At 68.7% G+C, this 21,192-nt stretch carries 19 protein-coding genes and 1 tRNA gene; 18 read left to right on the top strand and 2 right to left on the bottom strand.

The genetic code is table 11. The annotated features are described in order from the left end of the window. Positions 1 to 161 precede the first annotated feature (161 nt). The 4 genes from C8E99_RS02120 (at position 162) to putP (ending at position 4,633) form a co-directional block, all read left to right on the top strand. On the top strand, positions 162 to 1,178 hold the full coding sequence (locus tag C8E99_RS02120; RefSeq protein ID WP_425452841.1) for an ABC transporter substrate-binding protein: 1,017 nt from the start codon (positions 162 to 164) through the stop codon (positions 1,176 to 1,178). 10 nt (positions 1,179 to 1,188) lie between these two features. Next, the gene (locus C8E99_RS02125; protein ID WP_115930913.1) at positions 1,189 to 2,175 is read left to right on the top strand and encodes an ABC transporter permease; all 987 of its coding nucleotides are present in this window, start codon (positions 1,189 to 1,191) and stop codon (positions 2,173 to 2,175) included. Next, positions 2,175 to 2,966 (top strand): ABC transporter ATP-binding protein, encoded by a 792-nt coding sequence (locus C8E99_RS02130; protein WP_115930914.1) that lies wholly within the window; start codon positions 2,175 to 2,177, stop codon positions 2,964 to 2,966. The genes C8E99_RS02125 and C8E99_RS02130 overlap by 1 nt, the downstream gene beginning before the upstream one ends. Before the next feature lie 125 nt (positions 2,967 to 3,091). After that, positions 3,092 to 4,633, top strand: a complete 1,542-nt coding sequence (gene putP, locus C8E99_RS02135; protein WP_115930915.1) for a sodium/proline symporter PutP — start codon at positions 3,092 to 3,094, stop codon at positions 4,631 to 4,633. Between the two features lie 18 nt (positions 4,634 to 4,651). Here the strand turns inward: putP and C8E99_RS02140 are convergent, their stop codons facing one another. Further along, the gene (locus tag C8E99_RS02140) at positions 4,652 to 5,590 is read right to left on the bottom strand and encodes a GNAT family N-acetyltransferase (RefSeq protein WP_170144507.1); all 939 of its coding nucleotides are present in this window, start codon (positions 5,588 to 5,590) and stop codon (positions 4,652 to 4,654) included. 62 nt (positions 5,591 to 5,652) lie between these two features. Between C8E99_RS02140 and C8E99_RS02145 the strand changes: the two genes are divergently transcribed. Continuing rightward, on the top strand, positions 5,653 to 5,988 hold the full coding sequence (locus tag C8E99_RS02145; RefSeq protein WP_115930917.1) for an META domain-containing protein: 336 nt from the start codon (positions 5,653 to 5,655) through the stop codon (positions 5,986 to 5,988). Between the two features lie 78 nt (positions 5,989 to 6,066). On the opposite strand, the gene C8E99_RS02150 is transcribed toward C8E99_RS02145, so the two are convergent. Next, a tRNA-Arg gene (locus tag C8E99_RS02150) sits at positions 6,067 to 6,142 on the bottom strand. Between the two features lie 129 nt (positions 6,143 to 6,271). On the opposite strand from C8E99_RS02150, the gene argS reads away from it, so the two are divergent. From argS to C8E99_RS02215, 13 genes are all read left to right on the top strand, one after another. Next, on the top strand, positions 6,272 to 7,936 hold the full coding sequence (gene argS, locus C8E99_RS02155; RefSeq protein WP_115930918.1) for an arginine--tRNA ligase: 1,665 nt from the start codon (positions 6,272 to 6,274) through the stop codon (positions 7,934 to 7,936). Between the two features lie 2 nt (positions 7,937 to 7,938). After that, entirely contained in the window at positions 7,939 to 9,405 is a 1,467-nt protein-coding gene (lysA, locus tag C8E99_RS02160; protein WP_115933148.1) for a diaminopimelate decarboxylase, read from the top strand. Between the two features lie 82 nt (positions 9,406 to 9,487). Further along, positions 9,488 to 10,864 carry a homoserine dehydrogenase gene (locus tag C8E99_RS02165; protein WP_115930919.1) on the top strand — a complete coding sequence of 459 codons (1,377 nt, stop codon included), beginning with the start codon at positions 9,488 to 9,490 and terminating at the stop codon, positions 10,862 to 10,864. A gap of 5 nt (positions 10,865 to 10,869) precedes the next feature. Continuing rightward, positions 10,870 to 11,997 (top strand): threonine synthase, encoded by a 1,128-nt coding sequence (gene thrC, locus C8E99_RS02170; RefSeq protein ID WP_115930920.1) that lies wholly within the window; start codon positions 10,870 to 10,872, stop codon positions 11,995 to 11,997. Then, the gene (thrB, locus tag C8E99_RS02175) at positions 11,997 to 12,998 is read left to right on the top strand and encodes a homoserine kinase (RefSeq protein WP_115930921.1); all 1,002 of its coding nucleotides are present in this window, start codon (positions 11,997 to 11,999) and stop codon (positions 12,996 to 12,998) included. The genes thrC and thrB overlap by 1 nt, the downstream gene beginning before the upstream one ends. A 240-nt stretch (positions 12,999 to 13,238) precedes the next feature. Further along, entirely contained in the window at positions 13,239 to 15,407 is a 2,169-nt protein-coding gene (gene rho / locus C8E99_RS02180) for a transcription termination factor Rho (protein WP_115930922.1), read from the top strand. A gap of 131 nt (positions 15,408 to 15,538) precedes the next feature. Beyond that, complete coding sequence (gene prfA / locus C8E99_RS02185; RefSeq protein ID WP_115930923.1) at positions 15,539 to 16,618, top strand: peptide chain release factor 1; 1,080 nt, start codon at positions 15,539 to 15,541, stop codon at positions 16,616 to 16,618. Positions 16,619 to 16,646: 28 nt separating this feature from the next. Then, on the top strand, positions 16,647 to 17,549 hold the full coding sequence (prmC, locus tag C8E99_RS02190) for a peptide chain release factor N(5)-glutamine methyltransferase (protein WP_245952029.1): 903 nt from the start codon (positions 16,647 to 16,649) through the stop codon (positions 17,547 to 17,549). Next, positions 17,546 to 18,187, top strand: coding sequence for an L-threonylcarbamoyladenylate synthase (locus C8E99_RS02195; protein ID WP_115930925.1), 642 nt, complete (start codon positions 17,546 to 17,548; stop codon positions 18,185 to 18,187). Before prmC ends, C8E99_RS02195 begins: the two co-directional genes overlap by 4 nt. Beyond that, complete coding sequence (locus C8E99_RS02200) at positions 18,184 to 19,299, top strand: MraY family glycosyltransferase (RefSeq protein ID WP_115930926.1); 1,116 nt, start codon at positions 18,184 to 18,186, stop codon at positions 19,297 to 19,299. The genes C8E99_RS02195 and C8E99_RS02200 overlap by 4 nt, the downstream gene beginning before the upstream one ends. Continuing rightward, entirely contained in the window at positions 19,296 to 19,724 is a 429-nt protein-coding gene (locus tag C8E99_RS02205; protein ID WP_115930927.1) for a hypothetical protein, read from the top strand. The genes C8E99_RS02200 and C8E99_RS02205 overlap by 4 nt, the downstream gene beginning before the upstream one ends. Before the next feature lie 298 nt (positions 19,725 to 20,022). After that, complete coding sequence (atpB, locus tag C8E99_RS02210; protein ID WP_115930928.1) at positions 20,023 to 20,835, top strand: F0F1 ATP synthase subunit A; 813 nt, start codon at positions 20,023 to 20,025, stop codon at positions 20,833 to 20,835. Between the two features lie 147 nt (positions 20,836 to 20,982). Then, positions 20,983 to 21,192 carry an ATP synthase F0 subunit C gene (locus tag C8E99_RS02215; RefSeq protein WP_115930929.1) on the top strand — a complete coding sequence of 70 codons (210 nt, stop codon included), beginning with the start codon at positions 20,983 to 20,985 and terminating at the stop codon, positions 21,190 to 21,192.

Consider the following 21,192-nt stretch of genomic DNA (forward strand, 5'->3'; position numbering starts at 1 on the left):
GTGGACAAAACCGGGGTGCTGACCGTTCGAGAAGGACAGACGGTCCGATAAGTGATCCGTGTTACGTCAAACGCGACTAGGGTGGGTAACCGTCGTACCCCGGATCCCTCGCACCGGCGCACCAGCGTCCACCCGGCGTACGCCGTGGTGAAAGGACCCCCATGATGCTCGGTAGCCAGAAGAACCGCACCGGACTCCGTGCAGGAGCGCTGCTCGCCGTCTCCGCACTCGCTCTGACCGCCTGCGGCAACGACGGAGGCGACGGCGGCTCCGCGACCGAGGACGGCGCCGAGTCGTACTCGATCGGTGTGTCCCAGTTCCTCTCCCACGCCTCCCTGGACGCGGCCCGCTCCGGGTTCGAAACACGGATCGAGGAGTCCGGTCTGGACATCACCCTGGATGTCCAGAACGCCCAGGGTGACCAGGCGACCGCCAACACCATCGCCGGTTCCTTCGCCTCCGCCGACCACGACCTCGTGCTCGCGATCGCCACCCCGTCCGCACAGACCGCCGCTCAGGCCATCACCGACGTCCCGGTGCTCTTCACCGCCGTGACCGATCCGGTCTCGGCCAGCCTGGTGGAGTCGAACGAGGCCCCCGGCGGCAATGTCACGGGCACGTCCGATGCCAACCCCGTGTTGGAGCAGCTGACCCTGCTGACTGAGCTGGATCCGGAGGCCACGACGGTGGGCATCGTCTACTCCTCCGGTGAGGTCAACTCCGAGGTCCAGGTCGAATGGGCCAAGGAGGCCGCGGAGGAACTGGGCCTGGAGATCGTCGAGGCCACCGTCTCCAACTCCTCCGAGGTGCAGCAGGCCGCGAACTCGCTCGCCGACGTCGACGCCCTCTACGTGCCCACCGACAATGCGGTGGTGTCCGCCCTGGAGACGCTGATCGGTGTGGCCCAGGACCGCCAGATCCCGCTGATCCCCGCCGAGGGTGACTCGGTGGAACGCGGCGGGTTAGCCACGTACGGCCTGAGCTATGACCAGCTCGGCGCGCAGACGGCGGACATGGCCCTCCGCATCCTGACCGAGGGTGCAGACCCGGCCACCATGCCGGTGGAGACCCTCACCGAACCGGAACTGTACGTGAACCCGGCCGCCGCCGAGGCCATGGGCGTGGAGATCCCGCAGTCAATGATCGACGAGGCCGACCACGTGGTGGGCCAGGAGTAGGCATCCCTTCATGAACACCGCCATTGAACTGGGCCTGATCTACGCGATCATGGCCCTCGGGGTCTACGTGACCTTCCGCATCCTCGACTTCCCAGACCTGACGGTGGACGGCTCGTTCACCACGGGCGCGGCCGTCGCCGCCATCTCGATCGTCAACGGGGTGAACCCGTATCTGACCTTCCTGCTGGCCTTCGTGGCGGGATTCCTGGCGGGCGTGATCACGGGCCTGCTGCACACCAAGGGGCGCATCAACGGCCTGCTGGCCGGGATCCTCACGCAGATCGCGCTGTACTCGATCAACCTACGGATCATGGCCAAGGCCAATGTCCCCCTACTGGGCGAGGAGACGGCCATCAGCCCGCTCAAGGAGGCCGGGCTGATCGGCGGCTGGGGTTCCATCGGCATCTTCGCGGCCGTGGCCATCCTGCTGGCGCTCGTCCTGGCCTGGTTCCTGCACACGGACCTCGGCCTGGCGATGCAGGCCACCGGTGACAACGAGAAGATGATCCGCTCCTACGGGGTCAACACGGACAACCAGAAGATCCTGGGCCTGGCGCTGTCCAACGCCCTCGTCGGACTCAGTGGGGCCGTGGTCGCCCAGTTCCAGGGCTTCGCGGACATCGGCATGGGCATCGGCCTCATCATCGCCGGCCTGGCGTCCGTGATCCTCGGCCAGGCCATCTTCGGCACGCGCTCGATCCTCGTGGCCGTCCTGGCCGTCATCGCCGGTTCCGTCCTCTACCGGGTGGCCATCCAACTGGCCCTCACCGTGGGTCTGGACCCCAACGACATGAAGCTCGTCTCGGCCGTGCTGGTGGTGATCGCCCTGGTGGTGCCGCAGATGCCGTTCTTCCGGCGCCGCAAGGCGCTGGTGAACCGGGCGGACCCGGGCGGTGCCGCCGCCGCGGGAGCCGAGGCGCCGACGTCGCCGGCCGGTGCGACCGCCGGTGCATCCGCGGGCGCACCGGACACCCCCACCGCAGGAGGTACCCGCTGATGCTGACACTGACGGACGTGAACAAGACGTTCTTCCCGGGCACCGTCAACGAGCGGCGCGCCCTGCGGGGGATCGAACTGCACCTGCGCGAGGGCGACTTCGTCACGGTGATCGGCTCCAACGGGGCCGGCAAGTCCACGGTGCTGAACGTCATCTCGGGCGGACTGACACCGGACTCCGGCACCGTGACGATCGACAAACGCAATGTCACGCGGCTCAAAGACCACCGCCGCGCCGCGCTGGTCGGTCGGGTGTTCCAGGACCCGATGGCGGGCACTGCGCCGCACCTGAGCATCGAGGAGAACATGGCGATCGCGGACAAGCGCGGTGCCACCCGGATGCTGGGTCGAGGTGTCACCAACGCCAAGCGCCGCCGCTTCGCGGAGGAGCTCTCCGTCCTGGAACTGGGCCTCGAGGACCGGCTCAAGGCCAAGGTCGGGCTGCTCTCCGGTGGCCAGCGGCAGGCCCTCAGTCTGCTCATGGCCACGTTCTCGGACCCGCGGATCCTGCTGCTGGACGAACACACCGCCGCTCTGGATCCGCAGCGTGCCGAGTTGGTGACCCGGCTGACCGAGCAGATCGTCACCGATAAGGGGCTCACCACGCTGATGGTCACGCACAACATGGAGCAGGCACTGCGGGTGGGCAACCGACTGGTCATGATGCACGACGGCCAGATCATCCTCGACCTCGACGAGGAGCAGAAGCGCGGCAAGACCGTGCGGGACCTGCTCGGCGAGTTCGAGAAGATCAAGGGTGCCACGTTGGATGACAAGACCCTGCTCCAGTAGGTGCCGGGGACAATCCGCGACCGCCCGGTACGGCGGCTGGCGGTGACCCCCTTCACTTGAAAGGGTGACCCCACCGCACCCTGATGTCGATGTCCCGGGCCATGAGGCGCCTTGGGGACGAGGAGATGATGGACACCACCTTCAAACTCATAGCGATCCTGTTGTACTTCGCCGCGATGCTGGCCATCGGCTTCTACGCGTCCCGGAAGAACAACGACCTCGACGACTACATGCTGGCCGGTCGCAAGCTTCCGCCGTTCGTGGCGGCGCTCTCCGCTGGCGCCTCGGACATGTCTGGCTGGCTGCTCCTCGGCCTGCCCGGCGCGGTCTACGCCTCTGGCCTGGTCGAGGCCTGGATCGCCGTCGGTCTGACCATCGGCGCCTGGTTGAACTGGAAGTTCATCGCGCCGCGCCTGCGGGCCTACACCGAGGTGGCCCGGAACTCCATCACCATCCCCTCGTTCCTGGAGAACCGTTTCCGTGACCGCACGCACCTGCTGCGGATCGTGGCCGGTGGGATCGTGCTGGTGTACTTCACCTTCTACGTGTCCTCCGGCATGGTGGCCGGCGGCAAGTTCTTCGAGTCCTCGTTCGGCTCGACCTACCTCGTCGGCATGCTGCTCGTGGCCGGCGTGACCATCGTCTACACCCTGTTCGGCGGGTTCCTCGGCGCCTCGCTGACCGATGTGGTGCAGGGACTGCTCATGCTGGCCGCACTCATCGCCGTCCCGGTGGTCGCCATCATCAACGTGGGTGGCTGGGGCGAGATGGTCAACCTGATCGGGTCCGCGGACGCCGGGATGGAGGAGGGCACCAACCGGCTGTCCCTCCTCGCCAACGCCACGTGGGTCGGCGTGATCTCCGCCTTGGCCTGGGGTCTGGGCTACTTCGGACAGCCCCACATCATCGTCCGCTTCATGGCCCTGCGTTCGGCGAAGGACGCCGTGGCCGGACGTCGCATCGGCGTGGCCTGGATGGTCATCTGTGCCTTCGGCGCCATCATGACCGCGCTGGTGGGCATCGCCTACTTCCAGGCGAATCCCGGCATCACGCTGGACGATCCGGAGACGGTGTTCCTGGTCCTGGCCCAGATCCTGTTCCACCCCTTCGTGGCCGGACTGGTCCTCGCGGCCGTGCTGGCCGCCGTGATGTCCACGATCTCCTCTCAGCTGATCGTGTGCTCCTCCGCCCTGGTGGAGGACCTCTACAAGCTCTTCGGGCGCAAGGCCAGTGCCCGGAACGAGCTGTGGCTGGGCCGCGGCGGGGTCATCCTGGTGGCCATCATCGCGATCCTCATCGCGCTCGATCCCGAGGCCAGTGTCCTGGACCTCGTCAGCTTCGCCTGGGCCGGCTTCGGCGCCTCCTTCGGGCCGGTGGTGATCCTGGCCCTGTTCTGGAAGAAGTTCAACGCCTGGGGCTCCCTGTCCTCGCTGGTGGTCGGCGCCGTCATCGTCTTCTGGTGGGGCAACATGCCGGACGAGGCCTGGGGCGGGGTCTTCGAAATGTACGAGATCGTGCCCGGCTTCGTGCTGGCCGCCATCGTGGGCATCATCGTCTCCCTCGTGACCCACCGCCCGGAGGCCGCGGAGACGGCCGAGATCAGCGCCGAGTTCGACGAGGCCGTCGCCGTGTCCAAGGGCAAGGAGTTCGTCGCCTCGGAGGCCTGAGCTGGAGGGATGGAGGGTTCACCCGGAGTCCTGAGCCGCCGTCACCCGCGGCCCGCGGTAGCCGCGCAGTGCTGCGTCCTGCCGCATCCCGAGGGAGAGGTACAGGGCATGCGCGGCGGTGCGGGACTCCCGCACGGTCAGGTGCAGCATCCCGGGGTCTCCCGCAGCCAGTAGCCGTTCGGCGAGTCCGATGACGAGCCGGCGGCCCAGTCCGTGGCGCCGGGCCCCAGGGACCACGGCCGTGAAGTCCACATAGGCCTGGCCGTCGTCCTGGAGGGAGCCTGCAGCGTAGCCGAGCACCGCCCCCGTGGAGTCCTCGGCCACCACGGTGTGGTGGCGGGAGAGCAACTGGGCGGCCGTCGCGTAGGCCTCGCCGAACTCGGCCGTGTGCAGCGGTTCCAGGAGCCCGACGTCGGCCGGTTCCGCCGGGCGGATGCGCACCGGTTCCCGGAGGCGCACCGGCGGCGCGGCGCCGGCGTCGGGCCTGGCGTGCTGTTCGGCTTGGTCGGTCTGTGCTGCCGGCTCCGTCCACCGCGCCGCCGTATGGGCTGGTACCACCATGGCGTAGTTCACCTCCGTGGCGGTCCAGCCCAGGTCGGTGGCCAGCGCGGCCATGGCTCCGTTCGCCACATGGCCGCACATCTCGAAGCGTTCGATGCCCGCTGGGACGGCGTCGCACACCGCAGCCACCAGGGCGGCGCCGTGGCGGGCGACCTGCTCCGAAGCGCCCCACGGACCGTGGACCCAGGCCATCGACGGCTCCGGATCCCAGTCGACGGTGCACGCGGCGATGACCGTGCCGTCCTGTTCCACGACCCTCAGGCCCGGCAGCCAGGGCTGGTCCAGGCCCTCGAGTTCGGCCTCGATCCCGGCGGGATCCTCCCCGAGGAACGCGGTGCCGGTGGCGGGGTCCTGTTGGCAGGCGATGATGAAGGCGAGGGCGGCGCTTCTCTCCACGGGGTCTCTCTCAACCGAATTTCTCTCGACCATGACGGCATCGTCTGCCCTACGATGGCGTGATGGAAGAGCTCGTGGCCGAACTCATCGATCACCGTTGGGGTTCCGACGCCCCCGGCCAACCGTGGCTGGGCTTCGAGGCCGAGGGCCGGCTGCACGGTTCCGACGGCTGCAACCGCCTGATGGGGGAATGGACTCTGACGGCGGAGCGGGTTGATTTCGGCCGTCTGGTCACGACGATGATGTTCTGCAAGGGCGTGGACACCTGGCTCAACGGGGCCGTGTCCGCCCGGTTCGTCCCTGACGCTTCCGGAGGTCGGCTCGAGGTCCTCGATGCGGCCCGCCAGATCATCGGCGTCCTGCCGCGGACCGTCTCGGATTCCGGGATCACAGCGTGACACCCACGAACTCCACGGGACGATCAGGCTGTGGGTGACGCCGGCGACGCGGCCATGAACAGATCAAAGAGGAGATGATGGTGCCCCCGGCAGGAATCGAACCTGCGGCCTTCTGCTCCGGAGGCAGACGCTCTATCCCCTGAGCTACGGAGGCGGGGGTCTCTCAATCGGCGGGCCGATCAGGACTTGATAACCCTACCCCATGCGGGGCCAGTGCGGGAAACCGGCTGGCGGCCCCACTCCGGTTACGGACGGGGACCGCCAGAACATTAGACTGTCGCGGGTGACCCCCGAAGACCTTTCCACAGCCCTGGCCGCTTGCCTGCAGGATGCCGTTGATACCGGCGAGATCTCAGTGGAGGTGCCCACCACGATCAAGGTGGAGCGACCGAAGAACCGAGAGCACGGCGACTGGGCCACCAACGTGGCCATGCAGCTGGGCAAGAAGGCCGGCCTGGCCCCGCGCGACCTCGCGGCGCTGCTCGCCGAGAAGCTGGCGCAAGTCCCCGGTGTGGCCCGGGTGGACATCGCCGGCCCCGGCTTCCTGAACATCACGCTCGACGCCGCGGCAGCGGGCGAGCTGGCCCGCACCGTCGTGGAGGCCGGAGCGGCCTATGGCCGGAACACCGCCCTGGCGGGCAGCGTGGTCAATATGGAGTTCGTCTCCGCGAACCCCACGGGCCCCTTGCACATCGGCCACACCCGCTGGGCCGCGCTCGGCGACGCGATCTCCCGGTTGTTGCGCGCCTCGGGAGCCGAGGTCACGGCCGAGTACTACATCAACGACGCCGGCCACCAGATGAACGTGTTCGCCCAGTCGGTCTACAACCGCCTGCACGGCCTGCCCGTGCCGGAGGGCGGTTACCCGGGGGAGTACATCCAGGACCTGGCCACCCAGGTGCGCACCGAACACCCGGACATCACCGCCCTCACCGAGGGGGCGGCCCTCCCGGTCATCCGCGAGGCGGCCTACCGCCACCAGATGCAGGACATCCGGGACACGCTGGGCCACTTCGGCGTGCACTTCGATGTCTGGTTCTCCGAGAAGGAGTTGCACGAGTCCGGCGCCATCGGCCACGCCGTGCAGCGGCTGCGCGAGCAGGGCCACATCGAGGACCGTGAGGGCGCCGTCTGGCTGCGCACCACCGACTTCGGGGATGACAAGGACCGCGTGCTCATCCGCGCCAACGGCGAGCCCACCTACTTCGCCGCGGACGCCGCGTACTACCTGTCCAAGAAGGACCGCGGCTTCATCGAGAAGATCTACCTGCTCGGCGCGGACCACCACGGCTACGTCGGCCGCCTCAAGGCCATCGCCGCCTGCGCCGGTGATGACCCGGCACGCAATATCGAGGTGCTCATCGGCCAGCTGATCTCCGTCAACGGAGCCAAGCTGTCCAAGCGGGCCGGCAACATCATCGAGCTGAAGGACCTCATCGACTGGCTCGGGGCGGATGCGCTGCGCTACTCGCTGGCCCGGTATCCGGCGGACTCCCCGATCACCATCGATCCGGAGATCCTCACGTCCAAGACCAATGACAACCCGGTGTTCTACGTGCAGTACGCCCATGCCCGCTCCCGGGGCGCGGCACGCACGGCCGAGGCGGCCGGCGTCGACCGTTCCGTCTTCGACGCGGCACTGCTGACGCATGCGACCGAATCGGATCTGCTGGCCCGGCTTGGCGAATTCCCGTCGATCGTGGCCCAGGCCGCCGAGTTCCGGGAACCACACCGCGTGGCCCGCCACCTGGAGGTCGTCGCCGGCGCCTACCATTCCTGGTATGCCGCGTGCCGGATCGTGCCCGTGGCCGAGGGCCGGACCGGCGACGTGCAGCCGGGGGAGATCACCGACCTCAACCGCACCCGCCTGTGGCTCAACGAGGCCACCGCGCAGGTGCTCGCCAATGGACTCGATTTGCTGGGCGTGAGCGCCCCGGAACGGATGTGACCGTGACTGGTTCGACTGTGCACGCCTCGCCCCTGGCACCTGACTGGCTCGACTATCCCGAAGACCCGAACGCCCTGGTCACCAAGCTCTGGGCCGCTGGTGTGGAACGGAACGACGACGGCGAGATCACCGTCCAGGGCCTGCCCGTCTCCCAGCTGGCCCGGGACTACGGGACACCGCTCCTGGTCCTCGACGAGGACGACTTCCGTTCGCGGGCCCGCGCCTTCCGCGACGCCTTCAATGAGGCCTTCGCGGACCTGTGCGGGGGCGTGGACGTCTACTACGCCGGCAAGTCGTTCCTGTGCACCCCGGCGGCCCGCTGGGTGAAGGAGGAGGGTCTGCGCTTGGACACCGCCTCCGGAGGTGAGATGGCCACCGCGCTGCGCGCCGGCGTCGAGCCCGCGCACATCGGACTGCACGGCAACAACAAGTCCGATGACGAGATGCGCCGGGCCTTGGCCGCCGGGGTGGGGCGGATCGTCGTGGACTCCTTGGACGAGCTGGACCGGCTCACCGAGCTGGCCGCCGAGGCTGGCGCGGTCGCACCCGTGATGCTGCGGCTGACTCCCGGTGTACATGCCCACACCCATGAGTTCATCGCCACTGCCCATGAAGACCAGAAGTTCGGGCTCTCGATGGTGGGGCCGGACGGGTCTGCTGGAACGGCCGGGGCTGCTGGCACGGACGGGTCGCCGGCCGCCGAGGCCGTCGCGCGGGCGCTGGCGGCCGGGTCCATCGACCTGCGCGGACTGCACTGCCACATCGGCTCGCAGATCTTCGAGCCCGAGGGCTTCGGCGTGGCTGCCGAGAAGCTGCTGGGCTTCCTCGCCGAGATCAAGGCGGAACATGGCGTCGAGCTGGAGGAGCTGGACCTCGGCGGCGGGCACGGCATCGCCTACACCGCCGCGGACGCCCCGCGGACGCCGCAGGACATCGCCACCACGCTGGCCGGCGTGGTCGGCGCAGCGTGCGCGGCACTGGGAATGGCCTGCCCGCGGATCTCGATCGAGCCCGGCCGCGCCATCTCCGGCCCGGCCGCCTTCACCCTGTACGAGGCCGGTGTCCGCAAGACCGTGACCGTGGACGGTGACCAGGGCGCCACCCATCCCCGTCGCTACGTCTCCGTGGACGGCGGCATGTCGGACAACGCCCGCCCCGTCCTCTACGAGGCCGACTACTCTGTGGCGCTGGCCTCCCGTGCCTCCGGCGCCCCGGCGGTACTCTCCCGGGTGGTCGGCAAGCACTGCGAGTCCGGGGATATCGTCGTCAAGGATGCCTACCTGCCGGACGACGTGGCCCGTGGCGACCTGCTGGCCGTGCCCGCCACCGGTGCGTACTGCCATTCCCTGTCCAGCAACTACAACATGCTCACCCGGCCGGCCGTCGTCGCGGTCCGGGGCGGGCAGGCCCGCGTGATCATCCGCCGGGAGACCGAAGAGGACCTCTTCGCCCGCGAGACCGGTCTGTAGCGGCCCCCCCCTTTCCACCCCGTTTTTCCACCCCGATTTTTCTCCATCCCGACTTTCCATCTCCCAGAACCAACGGAGGACCATGACCGTCACGACCCCGTCCGCGCCGCACGCCCCGCAGCCGGCCCTGAAGATCGCGCTGCTGGGCGCCGGCACTGTCGGCTCCCAGGTGGCGAGGATCCTCACGGAGGACGCCGAGATGCTGGCCGCCCGCGTGGGCGCGCGCCTGGAGCTGGCCGGAGTCTTCGTCCGCAACCCGGACGGACGTCGCGACTACCAGTTGCCCCGCGAGCTGTACACCACCGATGCCGAGGCGCTGGTGGATTCCGCCGACATCGTGCTGGAGCTGATGGGTGGCATCGAGCCCGCCAAGTCGCTCATCGAACGGGCCATCGGCAACGGCTCGGCCGTGGTCACCGGCAACAAGGCACTGCTCGCCCAGTCCGGCTCGGAGCTGTTCGCGGCCGCCGCCGAAGCCGGCACCCAGCTCTCCTTCGAGGCGTCCGTGGCCGGGGCCATCCCGATCCTGCGCCCGTTGCGGGATTCCTTGGCCGGGGACACCATCACCCGCGTGATGGGCATCGCCAACGGCACGACGAACTACATCTTGGACCAGATGGACACCACCGGGGCAGCTTTTGACGATGCCCTCGCCGATGCCCAGGAGCTCGGCTACGCCGAGGCCGACCCGACGGCCGACATCGAGGGCCATGACGCGGCCGCCAAGGCCGCGATCCTCGCCAACCTGGCCTTCCACGCACCGTTCCGGATCGACGAGGTCTACTGCGAGGGCATCACCCGGATCACCGCCGCGGACAACGAGGCCGCCTCCGAGGCCGGCTACGTCATCAAGCTGCTGGCGATCGCCGAGCGGATCACGGCTGGTGACGGGACCGCCGGCGCCGTCCTGCGCGTGCACCCGACCCTGCTGCCGCGTGAACACCCGCTGGCCGCCGTCCGCGGCGCGTTCAACGCGGTGTTCGTCGAGGCGCAGAACGCCGGCGAGCTGATGTTCTACGGCCCCGGTGCCGGCGGGGCCCCCACGGCCAGCGCCGTCATGGGGGACACCGTCTCCATCGCCCGCCGGCTGGTCCGCGGCGGTGCCGGACGCACGCACACCCCGCGGTCCGTGGTGCCGGCCCTGCCCGTGGGGGAGGCGCGCACGAGCTACATGGTGGTCATCCGGGTGGCGGACCGCCCCGGCGTGCTGGCCGCCATCGCCTCGGCCGTCGCCGAACACGGTGTCTCGATCGTGTCCATGCGCCAGGTCCCCCTGGCGGAGGACGACCTCGTGGTCGAGGAATCCGACGAGGCATACACCGATGAGGCTCCCGAGTCGCTCTTGCGCATCATCACGCACGAGGCCAAGGAGCAGAACCTGGCGGCCACCGTGGCCACCATCAAGGAACTGGACGTGGTGACCGAAGTGGTTTCGGTCCTGCGAGTCGAAGGGAACTGAACACAGTGGCACACCAATGGCGCGGGGTCATCCGCGAATACGCCGACCGCCTGCCCGTCAGCAAGAGCACCCGGGTGGTCACCCTGGGCGAGGGCGGTACGCCGCTGATCGAGGCCCCGGCCCTGTCCCAGCTCGTGGACGGTGAGGTGTGGGTGAAGTTCGAGGGCATGAACCCCACCGGCTCCTTCAAGGACCGCGGCATGACCATGGCCATCACCGCCGCCGTGGAGCAGGGTGCCAAGGCCGTGGTCTGTGCCTCCACCGGAAACACCTCGGCCTCCGCTGCCGCCTACGCGACCCAGGCCGGGCTGACCTGCGCCGTGCTGGTCCCGGATGGCAAGATCGCCATGGGCAAGCTCTCCCAGGCCATCGCCCACGGGGCCACGCTGCTGCAGGTGGACGGTAATTTCGACAATTGTCTCGACGTGGCGCGCAAGCTCTCCGAGAACTACCCGGTCTTCCTCGTGAACTCCGTGAACCCCAACCGCATCGAAGGGCAGAAGACTGGTGCGTTCGAGGTTGTGGACGCCCTCGGTGACGCCCCGGACTACCACCTGCTGCCGGTCGGCAACGCCGGCAACATCACCGCCTACTGGAAGGGCTACCAGGAGTACTCCCAGCCCTACACGAACCCCCACCCCGGTGCCGCCCTCGCCGGATCCGAGCCGGTCGAGCTGCCCGCCGTGGCCACCCGGACCCCCACGATGTGGGGCTTCCAGGCCGCCGGCTCGGCACCGATCGTCCTCGGTCATCCCGTGACCGAGCCGGACACCATCGCCACCGCCATCCGCATCGGCAACCCAGCCTCCTGGGAGCAGGCCGAGGCGGCCCGCGACGAGTCCGGGGGCATGATCGACTCCGTCACCGATGATGAGATCCTGGCCGCCCACCGCTGGCTGTCCGCCCGGGAGGGCGTGTTCGTGGAGCCCGCCTCCGCCGCCGGCGTGGCCGGACTCATCAAGCACCACGCCCTCGGTAATGTCCCGGCCGGCAAGCGCTGGGTCATCACCGTGACCGGTCACGGACTCAAGGACCCGCAGTGGGCCCTGAGGAATGCGGACGGCTCGGATGTCGAACCGCAGAAGGTGCCGTTCGACGTCGTGGCCGTGGCCGAGGCCCTGGGGCTCTCCTGATGCCGAATCGGCCGGAGCAGGGTTTGGACGCGAGTCTGGAACAGGGTCTGAGGAGCGTGCCCGTCGGGGTCACCGTGCGGGTCTCCGTCCCGGCGACCTCGGCGAACCTCGGCCCCGGATTCGATTCCATGGGACTCGCCCTCGACCTGCGGGACGACGTGGAGGTGACCACCGTGGACGAGGGTTTCTCGGCCGTGGTGCAGGGCGAGGGGGCCGGCGTCGTGCCTACCGACGCCTCGCACCTGGTGATCGCCACGCTGCGCGGATACCTGCTCGAACGCGGCTGGGAGGTGCCCGGACTGGAGCTGGTGGCCACCAACCGGATCCCGCATGGCCGTGGACTCGGCTCCTCCGCCGCGGCCCACGCCAGCGCCATCCTGCTCGCCGACGCCCTGCTGCCGCAGGACGAACGCGCCTCCGAGGCGGACCTGCTCAACGCGGCCTCGCACCTGGAGGGCCACCCGGACAACGTGGCGCCGGCCCTGGCCGGGGGGCTCACCGTCTCCTGGGAGGAGACCGGTCGCTACCGTTCCTCGGCCATGCGGCCGCATCCCGCCGTGGTGCCGGTGGTGGCGATCCCCGCGCGGCCGCTGAGCACCGAGACCGCCCGCGGGCTGTTGCCCGCACAGGTCCCGCACCACGTGGCCGCCGCGAATGCCGGCCGCGTGGGACTGCTGGTGCACGCGCTGACACAGGTACCGTCACTGCTGCTGGCCGGCACGCGTGACTGGCTGCACCAGGACCAGAGGGAGCCGGCCATGCCGGAGTCCGTCGGACTGGTGCGAGAACTGCGCCGGCAGGGCCTGGCCGCCGTGGTCTCCGGGGCCGGCCCGACCGTCATGGTGCTCGCTGACGGCATGGACCAGGCGGACGGTGCCCGGACAGCCATGCAGGCGGGCCTCGAGGGGTCCGCGCAGCCGTGGCGTGTCAGCATTCTGCCCGTGGACTCCGCGGGTGCTAAGGTGGAGACACACCGCTCAGGCCAGCCCATCTCGGGCTGATGTCGACCGGGTTCTGCTGAGAGTGCGGATCCCGTGGTCGGTGGGAATCCAGGCTCCACGCGGACCAGTTCGGTCCCAGCGGGCTTCGGCCTGTCTTGGCTCCCTGGATTCGACTTTCCCGGATCGAGTCCGACCCGGTACTGAATCCCGGTTTTCCGCCACCTGTTCAGATGGCAGCCGGTACACACTTCGCGGGATCCCTCCAGTCGGATCCTGCCTGACGAGGGAGAAGGAACCTTCGTGACCGAAACCACTGAACTGCCCACGGTCTCCGCGGGCAATTCCACCGAGGCACCAGCCGCGGCAGCCACCACCGCCGCCCAGGCGGGTGGTGGCCTGGCCGGCCTGAAGCTGGCACAGCTGCAGGCTCTGGCCTCCCAGCTCGGCATCACCGGGGGATCCCGGATGCGCAAATCCGACCTGGTGGCCGCCATCTCCAGTCATCAGCGCGGCGGCTCCGTCGCGGACCGCAAGAAGGCTGAGGACACGTCCGGCGCCGCGGCCACGGCCGGATCAGACAACACGGCCGGATCAGACGGCAAGGCCACCGGTGCCGACAACAAGGCCGACGGCGGCGCGGCCGCACCGAAGCGCCGGTCCCGCGGCACCAAGACCGCAGGCGCCCAGGCCGAGCAGAAGCAGGTCGAGCAGTCAGCTGACCAGAAGCAGGCTGACTCCTCGGCCGACCAGCCGACCGACCAGAAACAGGCCGCGACGTCGGCCGCGGGCACCGAGGGCGGCGCTCCCGAGCGCCCGGCCCGCCGGACCCGTTCGCGCCGGGCCGAGTCGGCAGCCGGCACCACCGGCGAGGACCAGGCCGCTTCCGCGGAGACCTCCTCCGAGGCGGCCTCCGAGTCCCGGAACGGTGCCGGCGACGGCGCCGGCCAGGGGTCCGACGGCCAGCAGGAGCGCTCCAACGAGCGGAACGCCCGGGGTGACCGCAACAACCGCTCCGGCCGTGGCGATCGGAATGATCGGAACAGCCGTAATGACCGCAGCGACCGGAACAATGACCGCAACGAGCGGAGCGCCGATCGCCAGCAGGACACTAAGTCTGACAACGATCAGCAGTCCGGCAGTCGGGGCGCCAACCGGAACAATGACCGGAATGAGCGGAACAATGACCGCGACGAGGACAGCCGCCGCAACCGCCGCAACCGCAACCGCAACGACCGCAACCGCAACCGCCGCGGTCGCAGCGGCCCCGAGGTCGACGACACCGAGATGACCGAGGACGACGTGCTGCTGCCCGTCGCCGGCATCCTGGATGTCCTGGACAACTACGCCTTCGTGCGGACCTCCGGCTACCTGCCCGGCCCGAACGACGTGTACGTCTCGTTGTCCATGGTCAAGAAGTACGGCCTGCGCAAGGGCGACGCCGTTGTGGGTGCCATCCGCGCCCCGCGTGACGGCGAGAGCCAGAACAGCAACAGCAGCAGCGGCGGCGGCAACCGGCAGAAGTTCAACGCCCTGGTGCGTCTGACCTCCGTCAACGGTCAGCAGGCCGAGGACAGCCCCAAGCGCACCAAGTTCAACGACCTGGTGCCCCTGTACCCGCAGGAGCGGCTGCGCCTCGAGACCGACTCCAAGTTGGTCGGCCCGCGCGTGATCGACCTGGTCTCGCCGATCGGCAAGGGACAGCGCGGCCTCATCGTCTCCCCGCCGAAGGCTGGTAAGACGATGATCCTGCAGTCCATCGCGAATGCCGTCACCACCAACAACCCCGAGGTGCACCTCATGATGGTGCTGGTGGACGAGCGTCCGGAAGAGGTCACCGACATGCAGCGCTCGGTCAAGGGTGAGGTCATCGCCTCGACCTTCGACCGTCCGGCGGATGACCACACGACCGTGGCCGAACTCGCCATCGAACGTGCCAAGCGCCTCGTGGAAATGGGCCGGGACGTGGTGGTCCTGCTGGACTCCATGACCCGCCTGGGACGTGCCTACAACCTGGCAGCACCGGCCTCCGGCCGCATCCTGTCCGGTGGCGTGGACTCCTCGGCGCTGTACCCGCCGAAGCGGTTCTTCGGTGCCGCCCGCAACATCGAGAACGGTGGCTCCCTGACCATCCTCGCCACCGCCCTGGTGGAGACCGGTTCCAAGATGGACGAGGTCATCTTCGAAGAGTTCAAGGGCACCGGCAACATGGAACTGCGGCTGTCCCGCCAGCTGGCGGACAAGCGCATCTTCCCGGCCGTCGATGTCAACGCCTCCGGCACCCGCCGTGAGGAGAACCTGTTGACCTCCGACGAGATCAAGATCATGTGGAAGCTGCGCCGGGTTCTGTCCGGTCTGGACACGCAGCAGGCGCTGGAGATCCTGACGAACAAGATCAGGGAGACCCAGTCGAACGCCGAGTTCCTCATGCTGGTCTCCAAGACCACGTTGGGTTCAAAGGGCGAGAAGTAGCGACCCACCCTGGCCCCCGTCCTCCGTCCTCGTCAGTATCCCGGTACCCACTGGGCACTGAACGGCGGAAGGGCGGGGGCTGAGTCGTTCGCCCCGCCACGGGAACCGCCTCTGACTGAAGGAAGACACCCATGTTCGAATCCGTGCAGGACCTGCTGGACGAGCACCACGAGCTCACCGAGAGACTCGCGGATCCCGCCGTGCACCAGGACCAGGCCCTGTCCCGGAAGCTGGGCCGTCGCTTCGCCGAGCTCGGTGCCATCGTCGCGGCACACCGGGCATGGACCCAGGCCGAGGCCGACCTGGCCGATGCCCGCGAGCTCGCCGTAGACGACGAGGAGTTCGCCGCCGAGGTGCCGGACCTCGAGGCCACGGCGGAGCAGGCGACGGAGAAGCTGCGCCGGTTGCTCATTCCCCGGGACCCGGCCGATGCGCGGGACGCCATCTTGGAGATCAAGGGCGGCGAGGGCGGCGAGGAGGCGGCACTCTTCGCCGCAGACCTGCTGCGGATGTACGTGCGCTTCGCCGAGACCAAGGGGTGGAAGACCGAGATCCTCTCCACCACGGAGTCCGACCTCGGTGGCTACAAGGATGTCCAAGTGGCCATTAAGGGCAACTCGACCGACCCGTCCCAGGGCGTCTTCGCGCACCTGAAGTTCGAGGGCGGCGTGCACCGCGTGCAGCGCGTCCCCGTCACCGAGTCCCAGGGCCGCATCCACACCTCGGCGGCCGGCGTGCTGGTGTTCCCCGAGGTCGACGCGCCGGAGGAGGTCGCCATCTCCGGCAATGACCTGAAGATTGACGTGTTCCGGTCCTCCGGTCCCGGCGGCCAGTCCGTCAACACCACCGACTCCGCCGTGCGCATCACCCACCTGCCCACCGGGATCGTGGTCTCGATGCAGAACGAGAAGTCGCAGATCCAGAATCGCGAGGCCGGCATGCGCGTGCTCCGCTCCCGGCTGCTGGCCCATCGGCAGGAAAAGCTCGACGCGGAGAACGCCGCCACCCGGCATTCCCAGGTCCGGACGATGGACCGGTCTGAGCGCATCCGCACCTACAATTACCCCGAGAACCGGGTGGCGGACCACCGCACCGGATACAAGGCCTACAACCTCGACGCCGTCCTGGACGGTGACCTCGGACCCGTTCTGCAGTCCTGCATCGAGATGGATGAGGCGCACCGATTGGAGGCGTTGGGACAGCATGGCTGACACTGTGACCGACCTTCAGACTGACCCTGTGACTGACCGGCAGACAGATACCGTGACGTTGGAGTCCCTGCTGCGGTCCTCGACCGAGCTGCTGACCGCCGCCGGCGTGGACTCACCTCGCGCGGACGCCGAGCTGCTGGCCGCCCACGTCCTGGGCGCCAGCCGTGGCGAGGTGGCCGCCTGGGCCATCGCCGGACGCCGGCTGGATCCGCTCCAGTCCGTCGATCTCCGCCGGCTGTCCATCTCCCGGGCCACCCGCACGCCGCTGCAGTACCTGACCGGCACCACGACCTTCCGGACCGTCGAGCTACAGGTTGGACACGGCGTGTTCCTGCCCCGCCCGGAGACAGAACTCGTGGCCGGAGCGGCCATCGACGCCGCGCGGGCAGCACAGAGCCGAACCGAGGTGGACCCGCTGGTGGTCGATCTGTGCACCGGATCAGGGGCCATCGCTGCGGCGGTGGCCACCGAGGTCCCCGGAGCCACGGTCCACGCGGTGGAGGCCGACCCCGAAGCCGCCTGGTGGGCGGCCGCCAACCTGGAACCGCGCGGTGTCGCGTTGCACGTCGGGGACGCCGCGACCGCACTGCCGGACCTGGACGGCCGCGCCGACGTCGTGGTGTCCAATCCTCCGTACGTGCCGGACGGCCGCATCCCGGCCCAGGCCGAGGCGCGGCGCGATCCGGGGCTGGCCCTCTACGGCGGGGGAGCGGACGGCATGCGCGTGCCCACCGTCGTGGCCGCCACGGCCGCCCGGCTGCTGCGTCCGGGCGGGACCCTGGTGATGGAACATGACGACACCCAGGGTGAGCTGGTGGCTGCCCTGCTGCGGCGCGACGGGCTGTTCAATGGCATTCGGACGCAGGAGGACCTCAACGGGCGGCCGCGTTATACGATCGCAGCGCGCACGGATGGGACAATGGCACGGTGAGCCTGCTGATCGACTGCACCACGGAATCCGGACTGGACGAGGCCATCGAGGCCGCCCGGACGGCACTGGCCAACCGCGAATGCGTGGTCCTGCCGACGGACACCGTCTACGGGATCGGCGCCGACGCCTTCTCCCCGCAGGCCGTGGCGGTGCTCCTGGCCGCCAAGGGCCGGGGCCGGGCCATGCCGCCACCGGTGCTGATCGGGAGCACCCGGGTGATGGACGGCCTGGCCGTCGATGTCCCACAGGGTGCCCGGGACCTGGCCGAGGAGTTCTGGCCCGGTGCCCTCACCCTGATCCTCCAGGCGCAGCCCTCGCTGACCTGGGACCTGGGGGAGACCCGGGGGACCGTCGCTCTGCGCGTGCCTGACGACCAGGTCGCGCGCGAGCTGCTCCAGGAGTTCGGTCCGCTGGCCGTCTCCAGCGCCAATCGCACGTCCCTCCCGGCGGCGACGACGGCCGGGGCCGCGCGCGAGATGCTCGGTGACACGGTGTCCGTCTATCTCGACGACGGCGAACGCACCGTCGCCGAACCGTCCACCATCATCGACTGCACCGTTACGCCGTTCCGCGTGGTGCGTCACGGAGCCCTGTCCTACGGCGAGTTGGCCGCGGTGGTTCCGGACCTGGTGGAATGAAGGTCTACCTGCTGCTGCTGGGGCTCTCCGCCGTCATCAGCTTCGTGTTGACGCCGGCGGTGCGCAGGCTCGCCCTGGCCGGAGGCGTCTACACCCCACAACGCCAGCGGGACGTGCACCGGGAGCCGGTGCCCAAGCTCGGCGGGGTGGCCATGATCGCCGGCGTGCTGGTGGCGCTGGGGATCGGCGCCATGATCCCGTTCCTTGACGGCATCTTCTCCGACCCCGATCCAATCCGCGGGCTGCTGTTCGCCCTCGCCGTGGTCCTGGCGATGGGTGTGGCGGACGATCTGTGGGACCTGCACTGGACGCTCAAACTCGCCGCCCAGGTGACGGCGGCTGCACTGGTGGCCTTCCACGGGATCCGGGTCGAGGCCATGCCGGTGGGGTGGATCCCGGTGGGCAACGAACCGATCCAGATCGGCCTGACGATCTTCATCCTCGTGCTGACCATGAATGCCATCAATTTCGTGGACGGCCTCGACGGGCTGGCCGCCGGGATGGCCGTCATCGGAGGCTCGGCCTTCTTCATCTACACCTACCTGCTGACCCGGACCATCAACGAGTTCGACTACTCGAACCTGGCCACCCTGCTCATGGCCGTCCTCGTCGGGTCCTGCCTCGGCTTCCTTCCGCACAACTTCAACCCGGCGAAGATCTTCATGGGCGAGGTTGGCGCCATGCTCATCGGTCTGCTCCTGGCCACCGCCGCCGTGGCCGTGACAGCCGACGTGGCGGCGATGGAGGGGTTCCGCTTCCGCAACGTCCCGGCCTACATGCCGATCCTGCTGCCGATCGCCGTCATGGCCCTGCCGCTGCTGGACCTGGCCCTGGCCGTGGTGCGCCGGACGGTCCGCGGGTCCAGCCCCTTTTCGGCCGACCGCGGACACCTGCACCACAAACTCGTGGACGGCGGGTGGACGCATCGCCAGGCCGTGCTGCTGCTCTACCTGTGGACCTTCCTGATCGCCTACGGGGTGGTCTCACTGAACTTCTTCGACTGGCTGATAATCCTGCCGGTCGTTGGCGTCCTGCTGCTGGGCGCCGGATACCTGACCCTGCACCCCTGGGTGCGCCGTTCGAGGGAATCATCGAGGGAGTCTCGCCCATGAAGACGTCCGTGAAGCGCGTCAACACCCGCGGCTGGTGGGGGATCCTCATTGCCTGCCTCATCGGCTCCGTCGCCGCACTGGCCGTGGCCGTGGCCGTCGCGTGGCTGGTGGTCGGGGGAGCGGCCGGCGGAGCCGCCGCTGCGTCGCTGGGACTGGCCGGCGCCGCCGTCGTGGTCCTCTCCGGTCTCACGCTGCTCGTGACGGCCTGGTCCTGGGATCGCTGGCGGGAGCAGGCGGTCTTCATCGCCCTGTTCGGCTTCGTCCTGAAGATCATCCTGATGGCGGTGTTGCTGACCGTGGTGCCCACGCCGGCCTGGCTGGACACCATGGCCGCCGGCCTCGGCGCGCTCGTGGCGATCGTGGTCTGGCAGGGGACCGAGGTCCTCGTCTTCGCCCGGACCCGGCAGCAGATCTACGACGACTGACCTCATCGGTGTCTCGATGGATGGCCCAGAGTCGGTGAACGGATTCCGCATCACGGTCTGGTCACGGGCGGATGTCGGCCCGATGACGGTGTGACTTCGACACAACGTAGAAATAAATCGTCGCGAGGCGCGAAAACCGCGCCGAATTGGGCTTTTTGGTCATCAGCACCATGCCCGGTTTGATAGGCTCATCAACGATCAATAACGACGGTCGGGGCTGCGTTGTGCCGCCCGCTTGACCGCGGGGTGGGAACGCGCCGTACGCGTTCCGTTGACCGACACTGCAGAGAGGATCAGCGTGCTACCGATCGTGCTCGCCAGCTCCACCGATGAGGGTGGATTCGCTCCTCCCACGATCGACCAGACCCACCTGCCGGACATCCTGCCCTGGATGGCCGAGTATGGCACCGGTTTCGGCAAGCAGATGCTGATGATCATCCTCTCGGTGATCCTCATCTCCGCCTTCTTCATGCTCGCCATGCGCAAGCCGGGGCTCGTCCCGGGCAAGGTGCAGTGGCTCGCTGAATCCGGCTACGCCTTCGTGCGCAACGGCATGGGCCGGGACATCATCGGTGAGAAGGAGTTCAAGCCCTTCGTCCCGTTGCTGTTCGGCCTGTTCTTCTTCGTGATCGTGAACAACCTGTTCGGTGCCGTTCCTTTCCTGCAACTGCCGAGCTTCTCGCATGCCGGTTCGGCCTATGCACTGGCACTGATCGTGTACATCATCTGGATCGGCCTGGGTATCAAGCGCAACGGCCTCAAGTACTTCAAGCTGGCCGTGGTCCCCAGCGGTGTTCCCGGCTGGATCCTGCCGCTGCTCGTGCCGCTGGAGATCATCTCCACCTTCCTCGTTCGGCCGCTGACCCACTCCCTGCGTCTGATGGCCACCATGCTTTCCGGCCACATGATCATCATGCTGGCCGGCGCCGGTGCCCAGTACCTGATCATGGAGACGGGCAACGTCGCCCTCCAGGCCACCGGAGTCCTCGTGGTCCTCGGCTCCGTGGCCATGTACTTCCTGGAACTGCTGATCATGTACCTGCAGGCGTTCGTCTTCACCCTGCTCACCGCGATCTACATCCAAGGGGCGCTGGCCGCCAACGACCACTGACTTTCCGGGCCCGCCGTCATTGGCTGAAGGTGGGCACGGTTCGGCGGAGTGATCCGCCATCGCAGCACGTCCCGATACCGGCAACCGCCGGACCCGCATCGGGAACCCTCCGCACAACCTGCCGTCAGGCATCTTGAAAGGAACACCATGGAAATCACCGGCAACCTCAACTTGGTCGGCTACGGCCTGGCCTCCATCGGCTCCGCCATCGGCGTGGGCCTGATCTTCGCCGCCTACATCAACGGCGTCGCCCGTCAGCCGGAAGCCCAGCGCATCCTGCAGCCGATCGCCCTGCTGGGCTTCGCCCTCGCCGAGGCCCTGGCCATCCTGGGCCTGGTCTTCGCTTTCGTCCTCTGA

It is taken from the genome of Citricoccus muralis (assembly GCF_003386075.1).
In the GTDB taxonomy this organism is placed as follows: Bacteria; Actinomycetota; Actinomycetes; order Actinomycetales; family Micrococcaceae; genus Citricoccus; species Citricoccus muralis.